Source organism: Mesorhizobium sp. WSM4842 (assembly GCF_055901575.1).
The window spans coordinates 4709810-4734479 of record NZ_CM148372.1 but is presented as its reverse complement, the minus strand read 5'-3'; the positions used below and the strand labels follow the sequence as shown (position 1 = coordinate 4734479).

Sequence of the window (24670 nt, the reverse complement as noted above, 5' to 3'; positions counted from 1 at the left end):
GCCGGGGTATGCGACTGGTTGCGCCAGCCGGAGATCGAGACAGAAAAGGGCGGTCCTCGGGCTGCCCAACTCGAACCCGACGCGATGCTGCAGCTCGGGCTGACGACGGGTCCTCAATCGGTGGACGAACTGACCGGCGACACCATCTGCAAGTCGCTGCCGAAGCCCGACAATTGCAGGGTCACGCCGTCAGCCAACGCCGAGGCCGCGGCGCCCCCGGAGCTGTAGCTTCGCGCCGGCCAATAATCGGGGCCGGCGTTGCCGGCCGATATCCGATGCGAAAGGGCGGTCTTCGAGCCGCCCGTCTTGCTTTTTGGTTACAGCCGGCGCCTGCGGCGTCGCAAAACCCTGTTGCAAGCCTTCAAAGCTGAACTAGTATAGCTTGCATTGCGGGGGCTTGCCCGAATGGTTCTATGGCACCGTCTGAATGGCCAGACATGGTGGATGCTTGGGGTGATCTGCCTGGCATCGTTCCTAGTCATGGAACACGCTGCCTTCGCGGCGAACACCAAAAAATCCGCGCCGGATCTTGGCCCGACGATGCGGTTTGTCGTCGTCCGCAGCAGCGCGCCTGGTTGCGAACCGACCTGCCCGGAATGGATATCGGCTGAAGGCTCGATAGAAGCCGGCACGCCGGCCCTGTTCAAACGCACACTCAAGGGGCTTGGTGGCCGAAAACTGCCCGTTGTCGTGGATTCTCCCGGCGGTAACGTCGAAGCGGCGCTGGCGCTTGGCCGGCTGATCCGCAAGAACAAGCTCGATATTGCGGTCGGCAAAACCGGGTTCACCGGTTGCCAGCCCGATGCCAAGGATTGCAAGGAAAAAGACGGGAAAGGCGCTCGCTATTTCGGCAATGCCTATGCCGACGGCGCGATTTGCAATTCCGCTTGTCCGCTGATGTTTGCCGGCGGCATCAGGCGCGTCGTCGGTCAATGGGCCTATCTCGGCGTCCATCAAATCACCACGACCTACATCCGGACGAAATTGCAGTACCGGACCACCTATCGCGTGGTGAGAGGCAAGAAGAAGATCCTCAGCAAGAAGGTCGTCGGCCGCAAGAACGCCGGCAGCTACAAGACCTACGAGATGAGCAAGTCGGTGGAGAAAAGACTGGCGGCCTATCTGAACGAAATGGGCGTCGGCCAGGCCGTGCTCGAGACGATGAAGAACACGCCGGCCAGCACCATTCAGCAACTGACCCCCTACGACATGCTGCAGACGAAGCTGGTTACCAGCCTGGATGCCGTCGACCTGCTGACCGCGGCAACCCTATGCGACACCGATCCGGTGGCCGCGAACTGTAGAGAAATACCGGCGCCGGCCGGCGACGTGGTGGCGTACGCCAAGCCCGCTCCCGCCGCGTCGCTCGAACCCGAAACCGTGCACCGGGCCGATGTTGGCGATATGCGCTTCGTTCTGGTTCGAGGCAGAAGTTTTCTCTGCGATCCCAACTGTCCCGAATGGATCTCCGCTGAAGGCATGATTAGCGCTCAAACGCCGGAACGGTTGCGCCAACTGCTGGACACGATCGGTGATCGGCGACTGCCCGTGGTGATCAACTCGCCGGGAGGTGACGTGCTCGGTGCTCTGGCCGCCGGAAGGCTGATTCGAGAACGCAAGCTCGACGTGGCGGTTGCGCGGACGGACTTCATTGGATGCGAGCCGGACAAGGCGGATTGCACCGCCGAGGATGGCGTCTATGTCGGGCTCACGATCGATGCGAGCGGCGAATGTGGCGCGGCCTGTCCGATCATGCTTGCCGGCGGTGTCAGACGCCTTGTCGGTCCTCGCGCGCAGTTGACCGTGCATTCGATGGGGTTGGAGCAGCGGGTCAAAACCTATCTCAAAGACATGGCAGTCGGACCCGGTCTGCTGGTGGCGATGCGGTCGGTGCCGGCCTCGCGCGATCGGCAGCTCGAACCCGACATGATGTTGAAAGTCGGGCTGACGACCGGGCTTGAATCGGTCGATGAATTTACCGGTCCGACCATCTGCAAATCGGAGCCAATGCCGGAGAATTGCCGCGTGGTGTCGACGTCCGAGGTTCAGGCCGACGCGCCGGTCAAGTTGTAAGGTGCAGCACCGCAGCCGGCCCAAACTGGCCATCGAGGCAGGTTGAGCTCCGCACGATCGTTCCGCTATCGTCGCTGACAGTTGCAATCGAGGATCGGTGATGAACGAGGACGTCCCGACATTGTTCGAATGGGCCGGCGGCACCGAAGCGCTGAACCGCCTGACCCAAACCTTCTACGGCAAGGTGTTTCAGGATCCGATCGTCGGCCCGGTGTTCAAAAACATGTCGCCGGACCATCCTGCCCATGTCGCGGCCTTCATCGGAGAGGTCTTTGGCGGACCGAAGACCTACAGCGAAGAGCATGGCGGCCACCGCGAGATGGTGATGCACCATCTCGGCAAGCATCTGAGCGAGGAACAGCGCCGCCGCTGGATCAATCTGCTCGCTGATGCCGCCGATGAAGTCGGGTTGCCGGACGATCCGGAGTTCCGCTCGGCTTTCACTGCCTATGTCGAATGGGGGTCGCGGCTGGCGAAGATGAACTCCAACCTTGGCGAGACCTGCGACCCGGAGACGGAACCGATGCCGGCCTGGGGCTGGGGCGTGCCCGGCGGACCGTACAAGCCGCCGAGCGCGAAATAGCCCTCTCGCTAGCCCGCTTGGGGCGAAGCGGGGTGACCCTTCCTGAATGCGCCACAATATGCCGCGACGTTCGAGCGATTCGGCAATGAACGAGGTTTGGTGATGCTGATCGCTCATCTTCCGGCTGGCTACATACTCGGTACTTTCGCGCGAAACCGTTGGCCCGGCAGATCGGGGATCATGGCGGCGGCTATGCTCGGCAGCGTCTTCCCGGATATCGACATGCTCTACTTCCATTTTGTCGATGGCCGCCAGACCCATCACCACGCCTACATCACGCATTGGCCGCTCTTCTGGGCAGCGGCCGGCCTTGTGGCATTGTCGCTCGCGAGATGGCGTGATCAGCGATATCTGGCCCCAGTCGGCGCCTTCTTTGCCGCCGCAATGATGCATATGATCCTGGACAGCGTGGCCTCGCCTATAATGTGGCTAATGCCGTTCGACCGGCATGCGCTCGAACTCGTCACGGTTCCGGCCATGTACCGCAATTGGGTCATGAGCTTCATGCTGCACTGGACTTTTGCTCTCGAACTTCTCATATGCGCCTGGGCGCTGGCCCTCGGATTTCGACGATCGCAGCTCGTCGCGGCCACGCCTAAAAACTCGACTTGAGTTCTTGTCCGCTTTATGAAATAGCAGCGCGCGATACGGGCATAGCTCAGTTGGTAGAGCGGCGGTCTCCAAAACCGCAGGTCGTAGGTTCGAGCCCTGCTGCCCGTGCCATTTTTCGAAATGGCCAATTCATGAAAATGTCTGATCTTCTACGCATCGGCCTTTTGAAAATCGCGCGGTGGCTTGCCATATAGGCTGTTTTGAGGCATAAGAGCGCCCATAGCCGGGACGGGACGACTGGATGGTTCCGATGCGGCGTTTGTCATAAAGCGGACACTTGCCACTTGCGTGGATCAAGAATCGGTTTTATGTAGACGAAACAGACACGCGACGCGTGGAGCTGGGAATCCGGCTTTACGCGTCCGATTTGCATGGGCGAAATGATTGCGCTGATTCGGCGCGAACACAGGCTCAGGCGGCACATCCCGGCCAGCGGGATCATCCAGGAGATCCGGTCAACGGGTCTCGCAGACAGGCGGCACATGGCTTCGAAAACCACAAATCCTTTCGTCTTTCTCCAGCAGGTTCGCGCGGAGACCGCCAAGGTGACTTGGCCGTCGCGGCGCGAAACGATGATCTCGACGGTAATGGTTCTGGCGTTCGCTGTGATCGCGATGATCTTTTTCTTTACTGCCGATCAGCTCATGGGCCTCGCGGTCGAGCAGATTCTGGGCATTGGACGCTAAGTCCGGCGATTACGGAGAAGTCTTGAGATGACTGCGCGGTGGTACATCGTCCACGCCTATTCGAACTTTGAAAAAAAGGTCGCCGAGGACATCGAGAACAAGGCCAAGCAGAAGGGCCTGTCCGCTGACATCGAGCAGATCGTGGTGCCGACCGAGAAGGTCGTCGAGATACGCCGCGGCCGCAAGGTCGATGCCGAGCGCAAGTTCTTCCCGGGCTACGTGCTCCTGAAGGCCAACCTGACCGACGCGGTGTTCTCGCTGGTGAAGAACACGCCGAAGGTCACCGGCTTTCTGGGTGACTCGAAGCCGGTTCCGATCACCGAGGCCGAGGCGCAGCGCATCCTGAACCAAGTGCAGGAAGGCGTCGAGCGGCCGAAGCCGTCGGTCACTTTCGAGATCGGCGAGGCGATCCGCGTCTCGGACGGTCCGTTCGCGTCGTTCAACGGTTTTGTCCAGGAAGTGGACGAGGAGCGGGCGCGGCTCAAGGTGGAAGTTTCGATCTTCGGGCGCGCCGTGCCGGTCGATCTCGAATTCGGACAGGTCGAAAAAGGCTGATCCGAAATCCTTGTCGCCCATGCGGCGGTGAGGGGGGCGGCGTGGAAATCGCGGCCAAAACGGGTGGGAGGCGAATGCGGCTTTAGCCGGCCGCAGGAACCGCACCACCAGACTGCAACCGCCGGTGTTGCCCAGATAGTGGGGCCGGCATGAGATAAAGGCAGGAAAGAGATGGCTAAGAAAATTGCAGGCCAGCTCAAGCTCCAGGTTTCCGCGGGCTCGGCGACGCCGTCGCCCCCGATCGGACCGGCGCTTGGTCAGCGCGGCATCAACATCATGGAGTTCTGCAAGGCGTTCAACGCGCAGACCCAGGAAATGGAAAAGGGATCGCCGATTCCGGTCGTCATCACGTACTACCAGGACAAGTCGTTCACCTTCGTCATGAAGACGCCACCGGTGAGCTACTTCCTGAAGAAGGCCGCGAACCTGAAGTCGGGCTCGAAGGAGCCGGGCAAGGTCAAGGCCGGCACGATTGGCCGCGACAAGGTGCGCGCCATCGCCGAGCAGAAGATGAAGGATCTGAACGCGACCGATATCGAGGGGGCCATGCGCATGGTCGAGGGCTCCGCCCGCTCGATGGGTCTGGAAGTGGTGGGCTGAGATCATGGCAAAGATTGCAAAGCGTGTATCGAAGACCCGCGAAGGCATCGATCCCAACAAGGCCTATGCCTTGGGTGATGCCCTGAAGCTGCTCAAGGACCGGTCCTCGGTGAAGTTCGACGAGACCGTTGAAATCGCGATGAACCTGGGTGTCGACCCGCGCCATGCCGACCAGATGGTCCGTGGCGTGGTTAATCTGCCGAACGGCACCGGCCGTACCGTCCGCGTCGCCGTTTTCGCGCGTGGCGACAAGGCCGAGGAAGCCAAGGCGGCCGGCGCCGATATCGTTGGCGCCGAGGATCTGGTCGACATCGTCCAGAAGGGCACGATCGACTTCGATCGCTGCATCGCCACGCCGGATATGATGCCGCTGGTCGGCCGTCTGGGCAAGGTGCTCGGCCCGCGCGGCATGATGCCGAACCCGAAGGTCGGCACTGTCACCACCGACGTTACCGCCGCCGTCAAGGCGTCGAAGGGCGGCGCGGTCGAGTTCCGCGTCGAGAAGGCCGGCATCGTTCATGGCGGCGTCGGCAAGATCTCGTTCGACGTCAAGGCGCTGGAAGAGAACGTCCGCGCCTTCGCCGACGCGGTGAACAGGGCCAAGCCGGCTGGTGCCAAGGGCAACTACGTCAAGAAGGTGTCGGTCACCTCGACGATGGGCCCGGGCCTCAAGCTCGACGTCTCGACGCTGGCGGCGTCCTGATACGAACTATTTGGATCGGCCGCTAAAGGGCTGATCCGCAAACAGAATTCCGGGCCTCCGACTTATCTTGGCGGCCCGGTACCGGAAGTCGGAAGGCTTCCGGACATCCTGTCCGAGATTGCGGGCGGCCCCAAGCCTTAGTTCAAGGGGGGCCTTAATTCATGTGGGCCTGCATGAGACGGGTGAAGACCGGACAACGGAGCGACTGCTCCAATGAAAGGTTCGAACCGTGTTTGCCTTTTGTCTGCGCACCATTCGGCTTGCCGGCTGGTGTGGCGAAAGGGGGCAGGATCCTCGAGCGTCGTTCGGGAGATCCGTTACTGGATGGCCCGACCGGCAAAAAGGCAACCCGACGCCTGTCCTCGTAATGGGAATGTTCCCGTTAACAGGATTGGGGTCAACTGGAGATAGGCAGTGGACAGAGCGGAAAAACGCGAACTCGTCACGGGCCTGAATGAAGCGTTTTCGGGCGCTGGTTCAGTCGTCGTGGCCCACTACGCCGGTATCACCGTCGCGCAAATGAACGACCTTCGGTCAAAAATGCGTGTCGCCGGTGGCACCGTCAAAGTCGCGAAGAACCGTCTCGCCAAAATCGCTCTTCAGGGCACGGACTCCGCATCGATCATCGACCTGTTCAAGGGACAGACGCTGATCGCCTATTCGGAGGATCCGATTGCGGCGCCGAAGGTCGCGTCCGATTTCGCCAAGGGAAATGACAAGCTCGTCATTCTCGGCGGCGCAATGGGCACCACCTCGCTCAACGCCGACGGTGTGAAGGCACTCGCCACACTTCCGTCGCTCGATGAGCTGCGCGCCAGGCTGGTTGGCATGATCGCCACGCCGGCAACCCGGATCGCCCAGATCGTCAACGCGCCTGCGGCTTCGGTCGCGCGTGTCATCGGCGCTTACGCCCGGAAGGACGAGGCGGCATGAGGCCGTTCCTCGCTATCACAAACACACGTTCGAACCTTATGAAGGAATATTGCAATGGCTGATCTGGCAAAGATCGTAGACGACCTTTCGAAGCTGACCGTCCTCGAGGCGGCCGAGCTGTCGAAGCTTCTGGAAGAAAAGTGGGGCGTTTCCGCTGCTGCTCCGGTGGCGGTTGCCGCCGCTGGCGGTGCCGCGGCTGCTGCTGCTCCGGTCGAGGAAAAGACGGAATTCGACGTCGTCCTCACCGAGGCGGGCGCTCAGAAGATCAACGTCATCAAGGAAGTTCGCGCCATCACTGGTCTTGGCCTCAAGGAAGCCAAGGACCTGGTCGAGGCGGCTCCGAAGCCGGTCAAGGAAGCTGTTTCCAAGGCCGACGCGGACAAGTTCAAGGCCCAGCTGGAAGCAGCCGGCGCCAAGGTCGAACTGAAGTAAGCGTTTGATATCGGCGGGCGGCTTCGCGCCGTCCGCCACTCCCTTGGCGCAAAGGGAGGCTGCGTAACGCGAAGAGTACGAAAACCTCTTTCCTGAGGGCCGTGCATCGGCCTTCAGGAAACGGGTTTTCTCCCGTTTTGGCCGGCCACCGTCAGGTGGCGGGTGAACAAATAAGGGCCGCCGCCGAGGTGGCCGAGAATGCAAGGCGAGCCGCGGCGAGGCTCGCCCCGAGAATCGAGCTAAGGAGCGACGATGGCCCAGACACAAACTTTCAATGGCCGCAGACGCGTACGCAAATTCTTCGGAAAGATTCCGGAAGTTGCGGAGATGCCGAACCTGATCGAGGTTCAGAAGGCATCCTATGACCAGTTCCTGATGGTCGAGGAGCCCAAGGGCGGGCGTCCTGACGAGGGACTGCAGGCGGTTTTCAAATCGGTGTTCCCGATTTCCGACTTTTCCGGCTCCTCGATGCTGGAATTCGTGAAGTACGAGTTCGAAGCACCGAAATTCGATGTTGACGAATGCCGTCAGCGCGACCTGACCTATGCCGCGCCACTCAAGGTGACGCTGCGCCTCATCGTGTTCGATATCGACGAGGATACCGGCGCCAAGTCGATCAAGGACATCAAGGAGCAGGACGTCTACATGGGCGACATGCCGCTCATGACCTTGAACGGCACTTTCATCGTCAACGGCACCGAGCGTGTCATCGTCTCGCAGATGCACCGTTCGCCGGGCGTCTTCTTCGACCATGACAAGGGCAAGTCGCATTCGTCCGGCAAGCTGCTGTTTGCCGCGCGGGTCATCCCCTATCGCGGCTCGTGGCTCGACATCGAGTTCGACTCGAAGGACGTCGTGCACGCCCGCATCGACCGCCGCCGCAAGATTCCGGTGTCGTCGCTGTTGATGGCGCTCGGCATGGACGGCGAGGAGATCCTGTCGACCTTCTACAACAAGATCACCTACAAGCGCGCTGGCGACCATTGGCGCATCCCGTTCAACGTCGAGCGTTTCCGCGGCCTCAAGGCGGTTGGCGACCTGGTCGATGCAGACACCAATGAGGTCGTCGTCGAAGCCGGCAAGAAGATCACTGCCCGCCAGGCTCGCCAGCTCGGCGAAAAGGGTCTCAAAGCGATCAAGGCGACCGACGAGGATCTGCTCGGCAACTACCTTGCCGAGGACATCGTCAACTACGCGACCGGCGAGATTTTCCTCGAAGCCGGCGACGAGATCGATGAAAAGACGCTGAAGGTGCTTCTCAGCGCCGGCGATGACGAGATCAAGGTTCTCGACATCGACCACGTCAATGTCGGCGCCTATATCCGCAACACGCTCAACGTCGACAAGAACGAGAGCCGCCAGGACGCGCTGTTCGACATCTACCGCGTTATGCGCCCCGGCGAGCCGCCGACGCTCGAAACCGCCGAAGCCATGTTCAACTCGCTGTTCTTCGACAGCGAGCGCTATGATCTGTCGGCCGTCGGCCGCGTCAAGATGAACATGCGCCTCGAGCTCAAGGCCGAGGATACCGTGCGCGTGTTGCGCAAGGACGACATCCTGGCCGTGGTCAAGACGCTGGTCGAACTGCGTGACGGCAAGGGCGAGATCGACGACATCGACAATCTCGGCAATCGCCGCGTGCGTTCGGTCGGCGAGCTGATGGAGAACCAGTACCGCGTCGGCCTGCTGCGCATGGAGCGCGCGATCAAGGAGCGCATGTCCTCGATCGAGATCGACACAGTGATGCCGCAGGACCTGATCAACGCCAAGCCGGCGGCTGCCGCCGTGCGCGAGTTCTTCGGTTCCTCGCAGCTGTCGCAGTTCATGGACCAGACCAACCCGCTGTCGGAGATCACCCACAAGCGCCGTCTCTCTGCGCTTGGACCCGGTGGTCTGACCCGCGAGCGCGCCGGCTTCGAGGTGCGCGACGTGCACCCGACGCATTACGGCCGCATCTGCCCGATCGAGACGCCGGAAGGCCCGAACATCGGCCTGATCAACTCGCTGGCCACCTTCGCGCGCGTCAACAAGTACGGCTTCATCGAGAGCCCGTACCGCAAGATCGTCAACGGCAAGCTGACCAATGAGGTCGTCTATCTGTCGGCGATGGAAGAGGCCAAGCACCACGTCGCGCAGGCCAATGCCGAGCTCGACAAGAATGGTGGTTTCGTCGACGAATTCGTCATTTGCCGCAATGCCGGCGAAGTGATGATGGCGCCGCGCGAAAACGTCGATCTGATGGACGTATCGCCGAAGCAGATGGTCTCGGTGGCCGCGGCCCTGATCCCGTTCCTCGAGAACGACGACGCCAACCGCGCGCTGATGGGCTCGAACATGCAGCGTCAGGCCGTGCCGCTGGTGCGCGCCGAAGCGCCGTTTGTCGGCACCGGCATGGAGCCGATCGTCGCCCGTGACTCGGGCGCCGCCATCGGCGCCCGCCGCGGCGGCATCGTCGACCAGGTGGACGCGACGCGTATCGTCATCCGTGCCACGGAAGATCTCGATCCCGGCAAGTCCGGCGTCGACATCTACCGGCTGATGAAGTTCCAGCGTTCGAACCAGAACACCTGCATCAACCAGCGTCCGCTGGTGCGCATGGGTGACCGGGTCAACAAGGGCGACATCATCGCCGACGGTCCGTCGACCGAACTCGGCGATCTGGCGCTCGGCCGCAACGTGCTGGTCGCGTTCATGCCGTGGAACGGCTACAACTACGAGGACTCGATCCTCTTGTCCGAGCGCATCGTCGCCGACGACGTCTTCACCTCGATCCATATCGAGGAGTTCGAGGTCATGGCGCGCGACACCAAGCTCGGCCCGGAGGAGATCACGCGCGACATTCCCAACGTGTCGGAAGAAGCGCTGAAAAACCTCGACGAGGCCGGCATCGTCTATATCGGTGCGGAAGTGCAGCCGGGCGACATCCTGGTCGGCAAGATCACACCGAAGGGCGAAAGCCCGATGACGCCGGAAGAAAAGCTTCTGCGCGCCATCTTCGGCGAAAAGGCATCGGACGTGCGTGACACCTCCATGCGCATGCCGCCCGGAACCTTCGGCACCGTCGTCGAAGTGCGCGTCTTCAACCGCCACGGTGTGGAGAAGGACGAGCGCGCCATGGCGATCGAACGCGAGGAGATCGAACGCCTCGCCAAAGACCGCGACGACGAGCAGGCGATCCTCGACCGCAACGTCTATTCGCGCCTGTCCGACGTTCTCGTCGGCAAGGACGCGATTGCCGGGCCGAAGGGCTTCAAGAAAGGCTCGAAGCTGTCGAAGGACACGCTCGACGAGTATCCGCGTTCGCAGTGGTGGCAGTTTGCGGTGGAGAACGAAAAGCTCCAGAGTGAACTGGAAGCCCTGCGTGGCCAGTACGACGATTCCAAGAAGGCGCTCGAACAGCGCTTCATGGACAAGGTCGAGAAGGTGCAGCGCGGCGACGAGATGCCTCCCGGCGTCATGAAGATGGTCAAGGTCTTCGTGGCCGTGAAGCGCAAGATGCAGCCTGGCGACAAGATGGCCGGCCGGCACGGCAACAAGGGTGTCGTGTCGCGGATCGTTCCGGTCGAGGACATGCCGTTCCTCGAGGACGGCACGCATGCCGATATCGTGCTCAACCCGCTGGGTGTGCCGAGCCGCATGAATGTCGGCCAGATCCTGGAAACGCATCTGGGCTGGGCTTGCGCCGGAATGGGCAGGAAGATCGGCGATCTGATCGACGCCTACAAGACGGCCGGTGACATCAAGCCGCTGCGCAAGACGCTCGAAAGCTTCATGCCGGCCAACGACCGCAACGAGCCGATCCGCGACTATGACGACGAGAGTGTCGTTCGCCTCAGTGAACAGATGCGCCGCGGGGTCTCCATCGCGACACCGGTGTTCGACGGCGCGCACGAGGCCGACATCAACATCATGCTGGAGCAGGCGGGCCTGCACACCAGCGGTCAGTCGCAGCTCTATGACGGACGCACCGGCGAGCCGTTCGATCGCAAAGTGACGATGGGCTACATATATATGCTCAAGCTTCACCACCTTGTGGACGACAAGATCCACGCGCGTTCGATCGGGCCGTACTCGCTCGTTACTCAGCAGCCGCTGGGCGGCAAGGCGCAGTTCGGTGGCCAGCGCTTCGGCGAGATGGAGGTCTGGGCGCTCGAAGCGTACGGCGCCGCCTACACGTTGCAGGAGATGCTGACGGTGAAGTCGGACGACGTCGCCGGCCGCACCAAGGTCTACGAAGCGATCGTCAGAGGCGACGACACGTTCGAGGCCGGCATTCCCGAGAGCTTCAACGTTCTCGTCAAGGAAATGCGGTCTCTGGGCCTCAATGTCGAGCTGGAGAACACCAAGCTGGACGACAACCCGGTTCGGCTGCCCGACGCGGCCGAGTGAGCAAGACGTCCGGTCGCGGCTTCCGCGACCGGACGCACCAAATTCTTCGGCCGATGGCCGATCAAGTCGGCGGGCGTTTGGCCCGCGCTAGATGCAAGGGGTTTTCGAGGACCCCGAAAAGGAGAACGGCATGAACCAAGAGGTCATGAATCTCTTCAATCCCCAGGCGCCTGCGCAGGTGTTCGATTCCATCCGGATCTCGCTCGCCAGCCCTGAGAAGATTCTGTCCTGGTCGTTCGGCGAGATCAAAAAGCCGGAGACCATCAACTACCGCACCTTCAAGCCGGAGCGTGACGGCCTGTTCTGCGCGCGCATTTTCGGTCCGATCAAGGACTACGAGTGCCTGTGCGGCAAGTACAAGCGCATGAAGTACAAGGGCGTCATCTGCGAAAAGTGCGGCGTCGAAGTCACGCTGTCGCGCGTCCGTCGCGAGCGCATGGGCCATATCGAGCTGGCCGCGCCCGTCGCCCATATCTGGTTCTTGAAGTCGCTGCCGTCGCGTATCGGCACGCTGCTCGACATGACGCTGAAGGACATCGAGCGCGTTCTCTACTTCGAGAACTACATCGTCACCGAGCCTGGCCTCACCGCGCTGAAGGAGCACCAGCTCCTCAGCGAGGAAGAGTACATGATGGCTGTCGACGAATATGGCGAAGATAGCTTCACCGCCATGATCGGCGCCGAGGCCATCCACGATCTTCTGGCCGGCATGGACCTGGAGAAGATCGCCGGCGATCTGCGTTCGGAGCTGGCTTCGACCACGTCCGAGCTGAAGCAGAAGAAGTATCTGAAGCGGCTTAAGGTCGTCGAGAACTTCATGGAGTCCGGCAACCGTCCGGAATGGATGATCATGAAGGTGGTTCCGGTGATCCCGCCGGACCTGCGCCCGCTCGTCCCGCTGGACGGCGGCCGCTTCGCGACATCGGATCTCAACGATCTCTATCGCCGCGTCATCAACCGCAACAACCGCCTGAAGCGGCTGATCGAGCTGCGTGCGCCCGGCATCATCGTGCGCAATGAAAAGCGCATGCTGCAGGAAGCCGTCGACGCGCTGTTCGACAACGGCCGTCGCGGCCGCGTCATCACCGGCGCCAACAAGCGTCCGCTGAAGTCGCTGTCCGACATGCTGAAGGGCAAGCAGGGCCGGTTCCGCCAGAACCTGCTCGGCAAGCGCGTCGATTATTCCGGCCGCTCGGTCATCGTGACCGGTCCGGAGCTCAAGCTGCACCAGTGCGGCCTGCCGAAGAAGATGGCGCTCGAACTGTTCAAGCCCTTCATTTATGCCCGTCTCGACGCCAAGGGTTATTCCTCGACCGTCAAGCAGGCGAAGAAGCTGGTCGAGAAGGAGCGTCCGGAGGTCTGGGATATTCTCGACGAGGTCATCCGCGAGCATCCGGTGCTTCTGAACCGTGCGCCGACGCTGCACCGCCTTGGCATCCAGGCGTTCGAGCCGATCCTGATCGAAGGCAAGGCTATCCAGCTTCACCCGCTGGTCTGCACGGCCTTCAACGCCGACTTCGACGGCGACCAGATGGCGGTTCACGTACCGCTGTCGCTGGAAGCACAGCTTGAAGCCCGCGTGCTGATGATGTCGACCAACAACATCCTGCACCCGGCTTCCGGCGCGCCGATCATCGTGCCGTCGCAGGATATGGTTCTGGGTCTCTACTATCTCTCGATCGTCAACCAGAATGAGCCGGGCGAGGGCATGGTGTTTGCCGACATGGGCGAACTCCAGCACGCACTCGAGACCAAGGCGGTGACGCTGCACTCCAAGATCAAGGGCCGCTTCCGCACGGTCGATGCGGATGGCAAGGTCGTGTCGAAGATCTACGACACCACGCCCGGCCGGATGATCATCGGCGAGCTTCTGCCGAAGAACGTCAACGTGCCTTATGAGACCGCCAACCAGGAGATGACCAAGAAGAACATCTCCAAGATGATCGACACCGTCTATCGCCATTGCGGTCAGAAGGAGACGGTCATTTTCTGCGATCGCATCATGGCCCTCGGCTTCAGCCACGCCTGCCGCGCCGGCATTTCGTTCGGCAAGGACGACATGCTGATCCCGGATGCCAAGATCAAGCTGGTTTCCGACACCGAGGCTTTGGCCAAGGAATACGAGCAGCAGTACAATGACGGCCTGATCACGCAGGGCGAGAAGTACAACAAGGTCGTCGACGCCTGGGCCAAGTGCTCGGAAAAGGTCGCCGACGAGATGATGGCCCGCATCAAGGCGGTCGAGTTCGAGGACAATGGCCGTCAAAAGCCGATGAACTCGATCTACATGATGTCGCACTCCGGTGCGCGCGGCTCGCCCACCCAGATGCGCCAGCTTGCCGGTATGCGCGGCCTGATGGCCAAGCCTAGCGGTGAAATCATCGAGACGCCGATCATCTCGAACTTCAAGGAAGGCCTGACCGTGCTCGAGTACTTCAACTCGACCCACGGCGCCCGCAAGGGTCTGGCCGACACCGCCTTGAAGACGGCGAATTCGGGTTACCTCACCCGTCGTCTGGTCGACGTGGCGCAGGACTGCATCGTCAACTCCGTCGACTGCGGCACCGACAAGGGCCTCACCATGCAGCCGATCGTCGATGCCGGCCAGGTCGTCGCTTCCGTCGGCCAGCGCGTTCTCGGCCGCACGGCGCTCGACGATATCACGCATCCGGTCACCGGTGAGGTTCTGGTCAAGGCCGGAACGCTGATGGACGAACGCGACGTCGAGCAGATCGAACAGGCCGGCGTCCAGTCGGTCCGCATTCGCTCGGCACTGACTTGCGATGTCAGGGTCGGTGTATGCGCGGTCTGCTACGGACGCGATCTGGCCCGCGGCACTCCGGTCAACCAGGGCGAGGCTGTCGGCGTCATCGCGGCGCAGTCGATCGGCGAGCCGGGCACCCAGCTCACCATGCGTACCTTCCACATGGGCGGTACGGCGCAGGTGGTGGACTCGTCGTTCCTTGAAGCCTCGTATGAGGGCAAGGTCGAGATCCGCAACCGCAACGTGGTGCGCAACTCCGACGGCCAGCAGATGGTCATGGGCCGCAACATGGCGGTGCTGATCCTCGACGAAGCCGGCAAGGAGCGCGCCACGCACCGTGTTACTTATGGTTCGCGCATCTTCGTGGACGATGGCGACAAGGTGAAGCGCGGCCAGCGCATCGCCGAGTGGGATCCCTATACCCGCCCGGTCCTCACCGAAATCGAGGGCAAGGTGGCGTTCGAGGATCTGGTCGACGGCATTTCCGTCCAGGAAACGGCCGACGAGTCGACCGGCATCACCAAGCGCGAGGTCATCGACTGGCGTTCGACGCCACGCGGCAACGACCTCAAGCCGGCGATCGTGGTCCAGGACGCCAAGGGCAAGGTCGGCAAACTGTCGAAGGGCGGCGACGCCCGCTTCCTGCTCTCGGTCGAGGCCATTCTTTCGGTCGAGCCGGGTGCACAGGTTCGCCCCGGCGACGTGCTGGCGCGTATCCCGATGGAAAGCGCCAAGACCAAGGACATCACCGGCGGTCTGCCGCGTGTTGCCGAACTGTTCGAGGCACGCCGTCCGAAGGATCACGCCATCATCGCCGAGATCGACGGCACGATCCGCTTCGGCCGCGACTACAAGAACAAGCGCCGCATCATCATCGAACCGCATGACTCGACGCTTGAGCCGGTCGAATACCTGATCCCGAAGGGCAAGCCGTTCCATCTCCAGGACGGCGACGTCATCGAGAAGGGCGACTACATCCTCGACGGCAATCCGGCGCCGCACGACATCCTGGCGATCAAGGGCGTGGAGGCGCTTGCGTCCTACCTCGTCAACGAGATCCAGGAGGTCTATCGTCTGCAGGGCGTGTCGATCAACGACAAGCACATCGAGGTGATCGTTCGCCAGATGCTGCAGAAGGTCGAGATCACTGCGCAGGGCGACTCGACCTACATTCCGGGCGACCACGTCGACGTGATCGAGCTGGAAGAGGTCAACGAGCGCCTGGTCGAGGACGGCAAGAAGCCGGCCGAAGGCCAGCCGGTGCTCCTGGGCATCACCAAGGCCTCGCTGCAGACGCCGTCCTTCATCTCGGCGGCCTCCTTCCAGGAGACGACCAGGGTGCTGACAGAAGCGGCGGTTGCCGGCAAGACCGACATGCTGCAGGGGCTGAAGGAAAACGTCATCGTCGGCCGTCTGATCCCGGCCGGCACCGGCGGCACGATGAGCCAGATCCGGCGCATCGCCACCTCGCGCGACGAGTTGATCATCGACGAGCGCCGCAAGGCGTCGGGCGTCGAGGTCGCCGATCAGATGCTGACCGACATGGCTTCCGCCGCGCAGTAAGCGCGGCGGTACAGATCTCAGGCAACAAAGCCGTCGGGGCAACCCGGCGGCTTTTTTTGTGTTGATCTCACTTCGCTCGCCCGGTTTGTCACGCAAACAACGAAGAAGGATCGGTCCATGCGCGGGATGCAGCAGCATGCGAACCTGGGAAGGATAACCGCGCTATGCTAATAACCTTCAACAGCAGAACCGGGTGAGGCCCAGTGACTGAGACATTCATCGAGCGTCATTTTGAGCTTGGCGAAGCCGCAAAGGTGGTGGCTCGATTTTTCCGGCCCTTCCGAGGGGATTTGGATTTCTGCTGCGCTTATGAAATCATTTGGCCGAACAGAACGCGTAGGTTTCGAGCCTACGGTATCGATGAAGTGCAGGCTCTCACCCTCGCGTTGATGATGGTCCATGCTGAACTGCTTTGTTCGCCGGAGGCGAAGCGAGGCGAACTTCGCTGGCTTGGCTCTCGTGACCTTGGCCTGCCGTCTGCGCTTCCACCGAGCGATCCGTCCATTCAGTCGTAAAACGCCTCCACTACATTGCGCTTGCCGAGCATGAAGGCGTCGGCGACATGCTGGAGGGGAGCGAGATCGACATCGGAAACGCCGGCGCGCACGATCTCTGCGAAACGCCTGTAGAGCATCGGGTATTCGGCTTCCGGCTCGTCGTGAACGACGCGGCCGTCGACCGCCAGTTTTGAGCCGCCGCCGGAAAGCACCATCGCGCCGTTGTCCGTCTCGGCCAGGATGTCCCAGCTTTGCGGGCCGGTCTGGCGCCAGTCGAGCTCCATCGTCACCGGCAAGCCGTTCGAGGTGCGGAAGGCGATGTGTGCGGCGATCGGGGCGGCGCGGTTTTCGGGAAAATCGAGGATCGACGAGGTGATGAACATCGCCGGCAATATATGGGTCGCGATCGACAGCGCGTTGATGCCGGGATCGAACACGCCGAAGCCGCCCGGAGCCCAGATCCAGTCCTGGTTCGGGTGCCAGCGGCGCACGTCCTCCTTCCAGTTGATGGCTGCCGATCTTATTGTGGTCGAGCCGAGAAAATCGCGCGCGGCCTTGACTGCCGGGGCATAGCGCGAATGCCAGCTGGCGAACAGCGAGACGCCGTTCGCGACCGCTAGCGCCTTCAAATCCTCGACCTCGCTGACCGTGGCGCCGGGCGGCTTTTCCAGGAAGACATGTTTTTTCGCCGCCAGCGCTGTCCGCGCGGCGTCGTAGCGGAACTGCGGCGGCATGCAGAGCGATACGGCCTCAAGCTCCGGCACCGCGTCCAGCATCGCCTCGATATCAGGAAAATTTGCGATCCCGTCCACCTTGCCGTGCCGGCTGGCGGCGGCGACGAGGCGGTAGTCCCGGTCCTTGGCCAGGGCTGGCAGGTGCTGGTCGCGGACGATCTTTCCCACCCCGACGATGCCGAGCTTGATAGGGTTGCTGTTCGAGGACATGGGAGACTCCACGGATTGGAAAATGCACTGCTCCTGGCAGCGATTGGTTCTCTTAGCAGAGAACCGATGCCGGGCAAGTCGCGGGAGGCTCGCTCGGCGGGCCGAGATAGAGCCCGCTTCAGACTGGCCTTGCTTCAGACTGGCCCTGCTTTGACTGGCCCTGCCTCAGACTGGCACGTCGAAGGTGACGATCGACACTTCGCCTTCGAGCGCGCCTTGATAGGCCGACAGGTGCGGCTCGTCGTCGGGCACGCCGTCAAGGTCGCCGATCTGATCGAGCTCAGCCTCGGCGTAACCTTCGGCCGAGAGCGATTCGAGCGCCCGGCGCACCGCCGAATCGTCGTCGGGCGCGACCAGCATGACGTGGACGCCTTCCGGCTTGCCGTCTTTCCTCTTCCACGCCCGGCCGGTGATGATGGTGACCGGGCGCTCATCATTGTCGTTCACGGGCTGATTCCTCCGGGCGAGGGGATCTGTGCTGTTCATGCCTCTTTTTCGCATGAAGCATGGCCGCGCAACAGCCGAAAGCCGGTCACTTTCTTCCCTCCTCTTGCAAAATGGCGAAAGAAAATTACATGCGCTTTTCGCATGGCTGCGAAGCCTCGGTTTCAGCGTAATATTTGGCGCTCCGGGGTTGACGGGCAACAGGCTTGCGAGTAGAAGCCGCCCAGTCAGAACCGATGTGAGGCTCTCCCTTCCGAAGCGACACGCTTTGGAGTTTGCCTCAAACAGGGTTCGTTTTACGAGCGAAAAGACATTTCCGGCGTGCATGAAGCGGTTTCCGCTTCCTCTGCCATTTGTTCGGGCAAGACCGCGAGGCGCGGTTTGTGGCCCGAATTTGCGTATGGAAATGACGCTTTGAGCGGCCCTGACCGGGCGAGACACGGAATTGAGAGACAAGAGGGTTTAATGCCTACCGTCAACCAGCTGATCCGCAAGCCGCGCATTGCGCCGGTGAAGCGCAACAAGGTCCCGGCCATGCAGCAGAACCCGCAGAAGCGGGGCGTCTGCACGCGCGTCTACACAACGACGCCGAAGAAGCCGAACTCGGCGCTGCGCAAGGTGGCCAAGATTCGCCTGACCAATGGTTTTGAAGTGATCGGCTACATCCCCGGCGAAGGCCACAACCTTCAGGAACACTCGGTGGTGATGATCCGCGGCGGCCGCGTCAAGGATCTTCCGGGCGTCCGCTACCATATCATCCGCGGCGTGCTCGACACGCAGGGTGTGAAGAACCGCAAGCAGCGCCGTTCGAAATACGGCGCCAAGCGTCCGAAGTGACCGAAGCGTAGCCAAGGTCATCCCGGACGGCGCCAGGCGACGATCCGGGATCCAGGCCACCACGCAGAATTGAGGCAGAGAAAAAATGTCCCGTCGTCACAGTGCAGAAAAGCGTGAGATCAACCCGGACCCGAAGTTCGGCGATCTGATCGTCACCAAGTTCATGAACGCCGTCATGTATGACGGCAAGAAGTCGGTTGCCGAGACCATCGTCTACGGCGCGCTCGACCAGGTCCAGTCCAAGACCAAGCAGGAGCCGGTCACCGTCTTCCACCAGGCGCTCGACAATGTCGCGCCGCATGTGGAAGTGCGTTCGCGCCGCGTCGGTGGTGCCACCTACCAGGTTCCGGTCGACGTGCGCCCCGAGCGCCGTCAGGCGCTGGCCATCCGCTGGCTGATCGCCGCCGCTCGCAACCGCAACGAGACCACGATGGTCGACCGCCTCTCCGGCGAGCTGATGGATGCGGCCAACAACCGCGGCACCGCCGTCAAGAAGCGTGAAGACACCCACAAGATGGCAGAAGCCAACCGCGCCTTCGCGCACTACCGCTGGTAAAGCGCGAACGAGACTGAAGAGGCACCTCCCATGGCCCGCGAATATAAAATCGAAGACTACCGCAATTTCGGTATCATGGCGCATATCGACGCCGGCAAGACGACGACCACCGAGCGCGTCCTCTACTACACGGGCAAGTCGCACAAGATCGGCGAAGTTCATGACGGCGCTGCCACCATGGATTGGATGGAGCAGGAGCAGGAGCGCGGCATCACCATCACATCCGCCGCGACCACGACCTTCTGGAAGGGTCGTGACGGCAAGATGCACCGCTTCAACATCATCGACACCCCCGGCCACGTCGACTTCACCATCGAGGTCGAGCGTTCGCTGCGCGTGCTCGACGGCGCCATTGCGCTGCTCGACGCCAATGCCGGTGTCGAGCCGCAGACGGAAACCGTCTGGCGCCAGGCCGACAAGTACCGCGTGCCGCGCATGATCTTCTGCAACAAGATGGACAAGATCGGCGCCGATTTTTACCGCTCGGTCGAAATGATCGGCTCGCGCCTCGGCGCGCATGCCGTCGTCATGCAGCTGCCGATCGGTGCTGAGACCGAGTTCAAGGGCATCGTCGATCTCGTCGAGATGAACGCGCTGGTCTGGCGCGACGAAACGCTGGGCGCTGCCTGGGACGTCGTCGAGATCCCGGACGATCTCAAAGCTCGTGCGGAAGAGTACCGCGAGAAGATGATCGAAGCCGCCGTCGAAATGGACGAGACGGCGCTTGAGAATTACCTCGAAGGCAAGATGCCCGACAATGACGAGATCCGCGCGCTGATCCGCAAGGGCACCATTGCGGTGAAATTCTACCCGATGTTCTGTGGCTCCGCCTTCAAGAACAAGGGCGTGCAGCCGCTGCTCGACGCCGTTGTCGAATACCTGCCGTCGCCGGCCGACGTTCCGGCCATCAAGGGCGTCGACGCCAAGACCGACGCCGAGATCGAGCGTCATGCCGACGACAACGAACCGCTGTCGATGCTTGCCTTCAAGATCATGAACGACCCGTTCGTCGGCTCGCTCACCTTCGCCCGCATCTATTCGGGCAAGCTCACCAAGGGCATCTCGGTCGACAACACGGTCAAGGGCAAGAAGGAGCGCATCGGCCGCATGCTGCAAATGCATGCGAACTCGCGCGCCGACGTCGAAGAGGCTTTCGCCGGCGACATCGTCGCCTTGGCCGGCCTCAAGGACACGACCACGGGCGACACGCTCTGCGATCCGCTGCATCCGGTCATCCTCGAGCGCATGGAATTCCCCGATCCGGTCATCCAGATCGCGATTGAGCCGAAGACCAAGAACGACCAGGAAAAGATGGGCCTTGCGCTGCATCGCCTGGCCGCCGAGGACCCGTCCTTCCGCGTCAAGACCGACGAGGAATCAGGCCAGACGATCATTTCCGGCATGGGCGAGCTCCACCTCGACATCATCGTCGACCGCATGCGCCGCGAGTTCAAGGTCGAGGCCAATGTCGGCGCGCCGCAGGTGGCCTATCGTGAGACGATCACCCGCAGCCAAGAGCAGGACTACACCCATAAGAAGCAGACCGGCGGCACGGGCCAGTTCGCCCGCGTCAAGATCCTGTTCGAACCAAATCCGGAAAGCAGCGAATTCCTGTTCGAATCCAAGATTGTCGGCGGCGCTGTGCCGAAGGAATACATCCCCGGTGTCGAAAAGGGCATCAACAGCGTCATGACGTCGGGTCCGTTCGCCGGCTTCCCGATGATCGGCGTCAAGGCGACGCTGATCGATGGTGCCTACCACGACGTGGATTCCAGCGTTCTGGCCTTCGAAATCGCTGGCCGTGCCTGCTTCCGTGAAGCGGCGCCCAGGCTTGGCGTGCAGTTGCTCGAGCCGATCATGAAGGTCGAAGTGGTGACGCCGGAAGATTATGTCGGCAGCGTCATCGGCGATCTGAACGGCCGTCGCGGCCAGATCCAGGGCCAGGAAGCCCGTGGCGTGGCGGTGGTTATCAACGCGATGGTGCCGCTCGCCAACATGTTCAAATACGTCGACAACCTGCGCTCGATGAGCCAGGGCCGCGCGGCCTACACGATGCAGTTCGATCACTACGAGCCGGTGCCGACCGCGGTCGCTCAGGAAGTCCAGAAGAAATACGCGTAACCAGAACGGGTTGCAGCGCTAACTTAATTCAAAGCCCGCACGGGCGAGCAGGAATGGAGACATCACATGGCAAAAGGTAAATTCGAGCGTACAAAGCCTCATGTGAACATCGGCACGATTGGCCACGTCGATCATGGCAAGACGTCGCTGACGGCGGCGATCACCAAGTATTTTGGCGAATACAAGCGCTACGACCAGATCGATGCGGCGCCCGAGGAGAAGGCGCGCGGCATCACCATCTCGACGGCGCATGTCGAATACGAGACGGCCGCCCGCCACTACGCCCATGTCGACTGCCCCGGCCACGCCGACTATGTGAAGAACATGATCACCGGTGCCGCGCAGATGGACGGCGCGATCCTGGTGGTGTCGGCCGCCGACGGCCCGATGCCGCAGACCCGCGAGCACATCCTGCTGGCCCGTCAGGTCGGCGTGCCGTCGATCGTGGTGTTTTTGAACAAGGTCGACCAGGTCGACGACGCCGAGCTGCTCGAACTGGTCGAGCTCGAGGTGCGTGAGCTCTTGACCAAGAACGAGTTCCCCGGCGACGACATTCCGATCGTCAAGGGTTCGGCACTTGCCGCTTTGGAAGATTCCGACAAGAAGATCGGCGAGGATTCGATCCGCGAATTGATGGCTGCGGTCGACGACTACATCCCAACGCCGGTTCGTCCGCTGGACAAGCCGTTCCTGATGCCGATCGAGGACGTGTTCTCGATCTCGGGCCGCGGCACGGTGGTGACCGGCCGCGTCGAGCGCGGCGTGGTCAAGGTCGGCGAGGAGCTCGAGATCGTCGGCATCCGTCCGACCACCAAGACGACCTGCACGGGCGTCGAGATGTTCCGCAAGCTGCTCGACCAGGGCCAGGCCGGCGACAACATCGGCGCGCTGCTGCGCGGTGTCGACCGCGAAGGTGTCGAGCGCGGCCAGGTTCTGGCCAAGCCCGGCACGGTCAAGCCGCACAAGAAGTTCGTCGCCGAAGCCTACATCCTGACCAAGGACGAAGGTGGCCGTCACACGCCGTTCTTCACCAATTACCGTCCGCAGTTCTACTTCCGCACGACCGATGTGACCGGCATCGTGTCGCTGCCGGAAGGCACCGAGATGGTGATGCCGGGCGACAACATCACCGTCGATGTCGAGCTGATCGTGCCGATCGCCATGGAAGAGAAGCTGCGCTTCGCCATCCGTGAAGGCGGCCGCACCGTCGGTGCCGGCATCGTCGTCACCATCAAAGAGTAATTTGGACTTAAACCGATCTGTCGCGGGCGCTGCCCGCGCCGCGCCAGAACAAGGAAGTGACGCATGAACGGACAGAATATCCGCATCCGCCTGAAGGCGTTCGATCACCGGGTGCTTGACGCCTCGACGCGGGAAATCGTGTCGACGGCCAAGCGCACCGGCGCCAACGTCCGCGGCCCCATTCCGCTGCCGACGCGGATCGAAAAGTTCACGGTCAACCGGTCGCCTCACGTCGACAAGAAGAGCCGCGAGCAGTTCGAGATGCGCACGCACAAGCGTCTCCTCGATATCGTCGATCCGACCCCGCAGACGGTCGACGCTTTGATGAAGCTCGATCTTGCCGCCGGTGTCGACGTCGAGATCAAGCTCTAAGGAACCAGAGGGGCGGGGCGACCCGGAACTCTGAAGGAACAAGAGGCGTGGAGGGGCGACAGCCCCGACAGGGAACTCTAAAGGAATTGAACCGATGCGTTCAGGTGTGATTGCAAAGAAGGTGGGAATGACCCGCATCTACAACGATGCCGGGGAACATGTTCCCGTCACTGTTCTCCAGATGGAGAACTGCCAGGTCGTGGCGCAGCGCACGCAGGAGAAGAACGGCTATACCGCCGTCCAGCTCGGCGTTGGCCTTGCCAAGGTGAAGAACACGTCGAAGGCGATGCGCGGCCATTTTGCGACCGCTTCCGTCGAGCCGAAGGCCAAGGTTGCCGAATTCCGTGTCTCCGCCGACAACATGATCGATGTCGGCGCCGAGATCACCGTCGATCATTTCGTCGCCGGCCAGAAGGTCGATGTGACGGGAACCACGATCGGCAAGGGTTTCCAGGGCGTTATCAAGCGGCACCACATGGGCGGTGGCCGCGCCACCCACGGCAACTCGGTCTCGCACCGTACGCACGGCTCGACCGGCCAGCGCCAGGACCCGGGCAAGGTGTTCAAGGGCAAGCATATGGCCGGCCACATGGGTGACACCCGCGTCACCACGCAGAATGTCGAGGTCGTCTCGACCGACGCCGATCGCGGTCTGATCCTGATCCGCGGCGCGGTTCCCGGTTCGAAGGGCGCCTGGATCCTGGTCCGTGACGCGGCCAAGGTTGCGCTGCCGGTCAATGCGCCGAAGCCCGCCGCAATCCGCGCCGTTGCAACCAATGATGGCGCCAAGAACGATGCCCCGGCCACAGTAGATGCCCCGGCCACAGAGGGAGCGGAATAATGGACCTCAAGATCACAACGCTTGGCGGCAAGGACGCCGGCAAGGTGAAACTCTCCGAGGAGATTTTCGGCCTTGATCCGCGCGAGGACATCCTGCAGCGCGTCGTGCGCTGGCAGCTTGCCAAGAAGCAGCAGGGCACGCACAAGACCAAGGGTCGCGCCGAGATCGCCCGCACCGGCGCCAAGATGTACAAGCAGAAGGGTACGGGCCGCGCCCGTCACCATTCGGCACGCGCTCCGCAGTTCCGCGGCGGCGGCAAGGCCCACGGCCCGGTCGTCCGCAGCCACGAGCACGACCTGCCGAAGAAGGTGCGTGCGCTGGGCCTCAAGCATGCTCTCTCGGCCAAGGCCAAGAGCGCGTCGCTCATCATCATCGACGAGCTGATGCTGACCGAGGCCAAGACCAAGGCACTGATCGCGAATTTCGCGACGCTGGGCCTGTCCAACGCCCTGCTGATCGGCGGCGCCGAGCTTGACAAGAACTTCAAGCTGGCGGCCACGAACATCCCGAACATCGACGTGCTGCCCATCCAGGGCATCAACGTCTACGACATTCTGCGCCGCGGCACGCTGGTCCTTTCGAAGGCCGCCGTCGAGGCTCTCGAGGAGCGTTTCAAATGACCGACCTTCGTCACTACGACGTGATCGTCTCGCCGGCGATCACCGAAAAGTCGACCATGGCTTCCGAGCAGAACCAGGTCGTCTTCAACGTCGCCAAGAAGGCGTCGAAGCCGGAAATCAAGGCTGCCGTCGAAGCGCTGTTCGGCGTCAAGGTGATGGCCGTGAACACGCTTGTCCGCAAGGGCAAGATCAAGCGCTTCCGCGGCACGATCGGCCGCCAGAGCGACGTCAAGAAGGCGATCGTGACGCTGGCTGATGGCCAGTCGATCGACGTCGCGACGGGTCTCTGAGCAAGACCGCGAG

General features: G+C 62.0%; 23 protein-coding genes and 1 tRNA gene. 22 read left to right on the top strand and 2 right to left on the bottom strand.

All coding sequences use genetic code 11. The features are described 5' to 3' along the window. The first annotated feature begins 18 nt into the window (after positions 1-18). The 14 genes from AC0NIE_RS23005 (at position 19) to AC0NIE_RS22940 (ending at position 16408) form a co-directional block, all read left to right on the top strand. Complete coding sequence (locus AC0NIE_RS23005) at positions 19-228, top strand: hypothetical protein (protein ID WP_473487410.1); 210 nt, start codon at positions 19-21, stop codon at positions 226-228. Between the two features lie 177 nt (positions 229-405). Continuing rightward, positions 406-2073 carry a COG3904 family protein gene (locus tag AC0NIE_RS23000; RefSeq protein WP_473487411.1) on the top strand — a complete coding sequence of 556 codons (1668 nt, stop codon included), beginning with the start codon at positions 406-408 and terminating at the stop codon, positions 2071-2073. A gap of 100 nt (positions 2074-2173) precedes the next feature. Beyond that, the gene (locus tag AC0NIE_RS22995) at positions 2174-2656 is read left to right on the top strand and encodes a group II truncated hemoglobin (RefSeq protein WP_473487412.1); all 483 of its coding nucleotides are present in this window, start codon (positions 2174-2176) and stop codon (positions 2654-2656) included. Between the two features lie 102 nt (positions 2657-2758). Beyond that, positions 2759-3268, top strand: coding sequence for a metal-dependent hydrolase (locus tag AC0NIE_RS22990; RefSeq protein WP_473487413.1), 510 nt, complete (start codon positions 2759-2761; stop codon positions 3266-3268). Between the two features lie 35 nt (positions 3269-3303). After that, a tRNA-Trp gene (locus AC0NIE_RS22985) sits at positions 3304-3379 on the top strand. A gap of 371 nt (positions 3380-3750) precedes the next feature. Next, positions 3751-3954, top strand: coding sequence for a preprotein translocase subunit SecE (secE, locus tag AC0NIE_RS22980; RefSeq protein ID WP_013531408.1), 204 nt, complete (start codon positions 3751-3753; stop codon positions 3952-3954). A gap of 27 nt (positions 3955-3981) precedes the next feature. Beyond that, a complete protein-coding gene (gene nusG / locus AC0NIE_RS22975) occupies positions 3982-4509 on the top strand; it encodes a transcription termination/antitermination protein NusG (protein WP_006333333.1) in 528 nt (175 codons plus the stop codon). A gap of 171 nt (positions 4510-4680) precedes the next feature. Then, the gene (gene rplK / locus AC0NIE_RS22970) at positions 4681-5109 is read left to right on the top strand and encodes a 50S ribosomal protein L11 (RefSeq protein WP_029352163.1); all 429 of its coding nucleotides are present in this window, start codon (positions 4681-4683) and stop codon (positions 5107-5109) included. A gap of 4 nt (positions 5110-5113) precedes the next feature. Next, positions 5114-5812 carry a 50S ribosomal protein L1 gene (gene rplA / locus AC0NIE_RS22965; RefSeq protein WP_095494992.1) on the top strand — a complete coding sequence of 233 codons (699 nt, stop codon included), beginning with the start codon at positions 5114-5116 and terminating at the stop codon, positions 5810-5812. A 414-nt stretch (positions 5813-6226) separates the two neighbouring features. Next, positions 6227-6745, top strand: coding sequence for a 50S ribosomal protein L10 (rplJ, locus tag AC0NIE_RS22960; RefSeq protein WP_023798119.1), 519 nt, complete (start codon positions 6227-6229; stop codon positions 6743-6745). A 54-nt stretch (positions 6746-6799) separates the two neighbouring features. After that, positions 6800-7177 (top strand): 50S ribosomal protein L7/L12, encoded by a 378-nt coding sequence (gene rplL, locus AC0NIE_RS22955; protein WP_023680442.1) that lies wholly within the window; start codon positions 6800-6802, stop codon positions 7175-7177. Positions 7178-7429: 252 nt separating this feature from the next. After that, a complete protein-coding gene (gene rpoB / locus AC0NIE_RS22950) occupies positions 7430-11566 on the top strand; it encodes a DNA-directed RNA polymerase subunit beta (protein ID WP_473487414.1) in 4137 nt (1378 codons plus the stop codon). Between the two features lie 130 nt (positions 11567-11696). Beyond that, positions 11697-15893, top strand: a complete 4197-nt coding sequence (rpoC, locus tag AC0NIE_RS22945) for a DNA-directed RNA polymerase subunit beta' (RefSeq protein WP_473487415.1) — start codon at positions 11697-11699, stop codon at positions 15891-15893. A 203-nt stretch (positions 15894-16096) separates the two neighbouring features. Beyond that, positions 16097-16408 carry a DUF6968 family protein gene (locus AC0NIE_RS22940; RefSeq protein ID WP_473487416.1) on the top strand — a complete coding sequence of 104 codons (312 nt, stop codon included), beginning with the start codon at positions 16097-16099 and terminating at the stop codon, positions 16406-16408. Here the strand turns inward: AC0NIE_RS22940 and AC0NIE_RS22935 are convergent. Together AC0NIE_RS22935 and AC0NIE_RS22930 are read right to left on the bottom strand one after the other, a co-directional pair. After that, complete coding sequence (locus tag AC0NIE_RS22935; protein WP_473487417.1) at positions 16399-17334, bottom strand: Gfo/Idh/MocA family protein; 936 nt, start codon at positions 17332-17334, stop codon at positions 16399-16401. The genes AC0NIE_RS22940 and AC0NIE_RS22935 overlap by 10 nt on opposite strands. A 165-nt stretch (positions 17335-17499) precedes the next feature. Beyond that, positions 17500-17781 carry a transcriptional regulator gene (locus AC0NIE_RS22930; RefSeq protein WP_123150797.1) on the bottom strand — a complete coding sequence of 94 codons (282 nt, stop codon included), beginning with the start codon at positions 17779-17781 and terminating at the stop codon, positions 17500-17502. Between the two features lie 462 nt (positions 17782-18243). On the opposite strand from AC0NIE_RS22930, the gene rpsL reads away from it, so the two are divergent. The 8 genes from rpsL to AC0NIE_RS22890 all read left to right on the top strand — a co-directional run bounded on the left by rpsL (position 18244) and on the right by AC0NIE_RS22890 (position 24657). Next, positions 18244-18615, top strand: a complete 372-nt coding sequence (rpsL, locus tag AC0NIE_RS22925) for a 30S ribosomal protein S12 (protein ID WP_006333356.1) — start codon at positions 18244-18246, stop codon at positions 18613-18615. Between the two features lie 85 nt (positions 18616-18700). Continuing rightward, positions 18701-19171, top strand: coding sequence for a 30S ribosomal protein S7 (rpsG, locus tag AC0NIE_RS22920; protein WP_008875664.1), 471 nt, complete (start codon positions 18701-18703; stop codon positions 19169-19171). Between the two features lie 30 nt (positions 19172-19201). Further along, positions 19202-21292: an elongation factor G gene (gene fusA / locus AC0NIE_RS22915; protein ID WP_029352192.1), complete on the top strand. Its 2091-nt coding sequence runs from the start codon at positions 19202-19204 to the stop codon at positions 21290-21292. 66 nt (positions 21293-21358) lie between these two features. Next, a complete protein-coding gene (gene tuf / locus AC0NIE_RS22910; protein ID WP_258117360.1) occupies positions 21359-22534 on the top strand; it encodes an elongation factor Tu in 1176 nt (391 codons plus the stop codon). Between the two features lie 63 nt (positions 22535-22597). Continuing rightward, the gene (gene rpsJ / locus AC0NIE_RS22905; RefSeq protein ID WP_006205468.1) at positions 22598-22906 is read left to right on the top strand and encodes a 30S ribosomal protein S10; all 309 of its coding nucleotides are present in this window, start codon (positions 22598-22600) and stop codon (positions 22904-22906) included. Between the two features lie 94 nt (positions 22907-23000). Continuing rightward, a complete protein-coding gene (gene rplC, locus AC0NIE_RS22900) occupies positions 23001-23747 on the top strand; it encodes a 50S ribosomal protein L3 (RefSeq protein ID WP_473487418.1) in 747 nt (248 codons plus the stop codon). After that, positions 23747-24367 (top strand): 50S ribosomal protein L4, encoded by a 621-nt coding sequence (gene rplD, locus AC0NIE_RS22895; protein ID WP_027154042.1) that lies wholly within the window; start codon positions 23747-23749, stop codon positions 24365-24367. Before rplC ends, rplD begins: the two co-directional genes overlap by 1 nt. Next, positions 24364-24657 (top strand): 50S ribosomal protein L23, encoded by a 294-nt coding sequence (locus tag AC0NIE_RS22890; RefSeq protein ID WP_010909275.1) that lies wholly within the window; start codon positions 24364-24366, stop codon positions 24655-24657. Before rplD ends, AC0NIE_RS22890 begins: the two co-directional genes overlap by 4 nt. Positions 24658-24670: the final 13 nt, after the last annotated feature.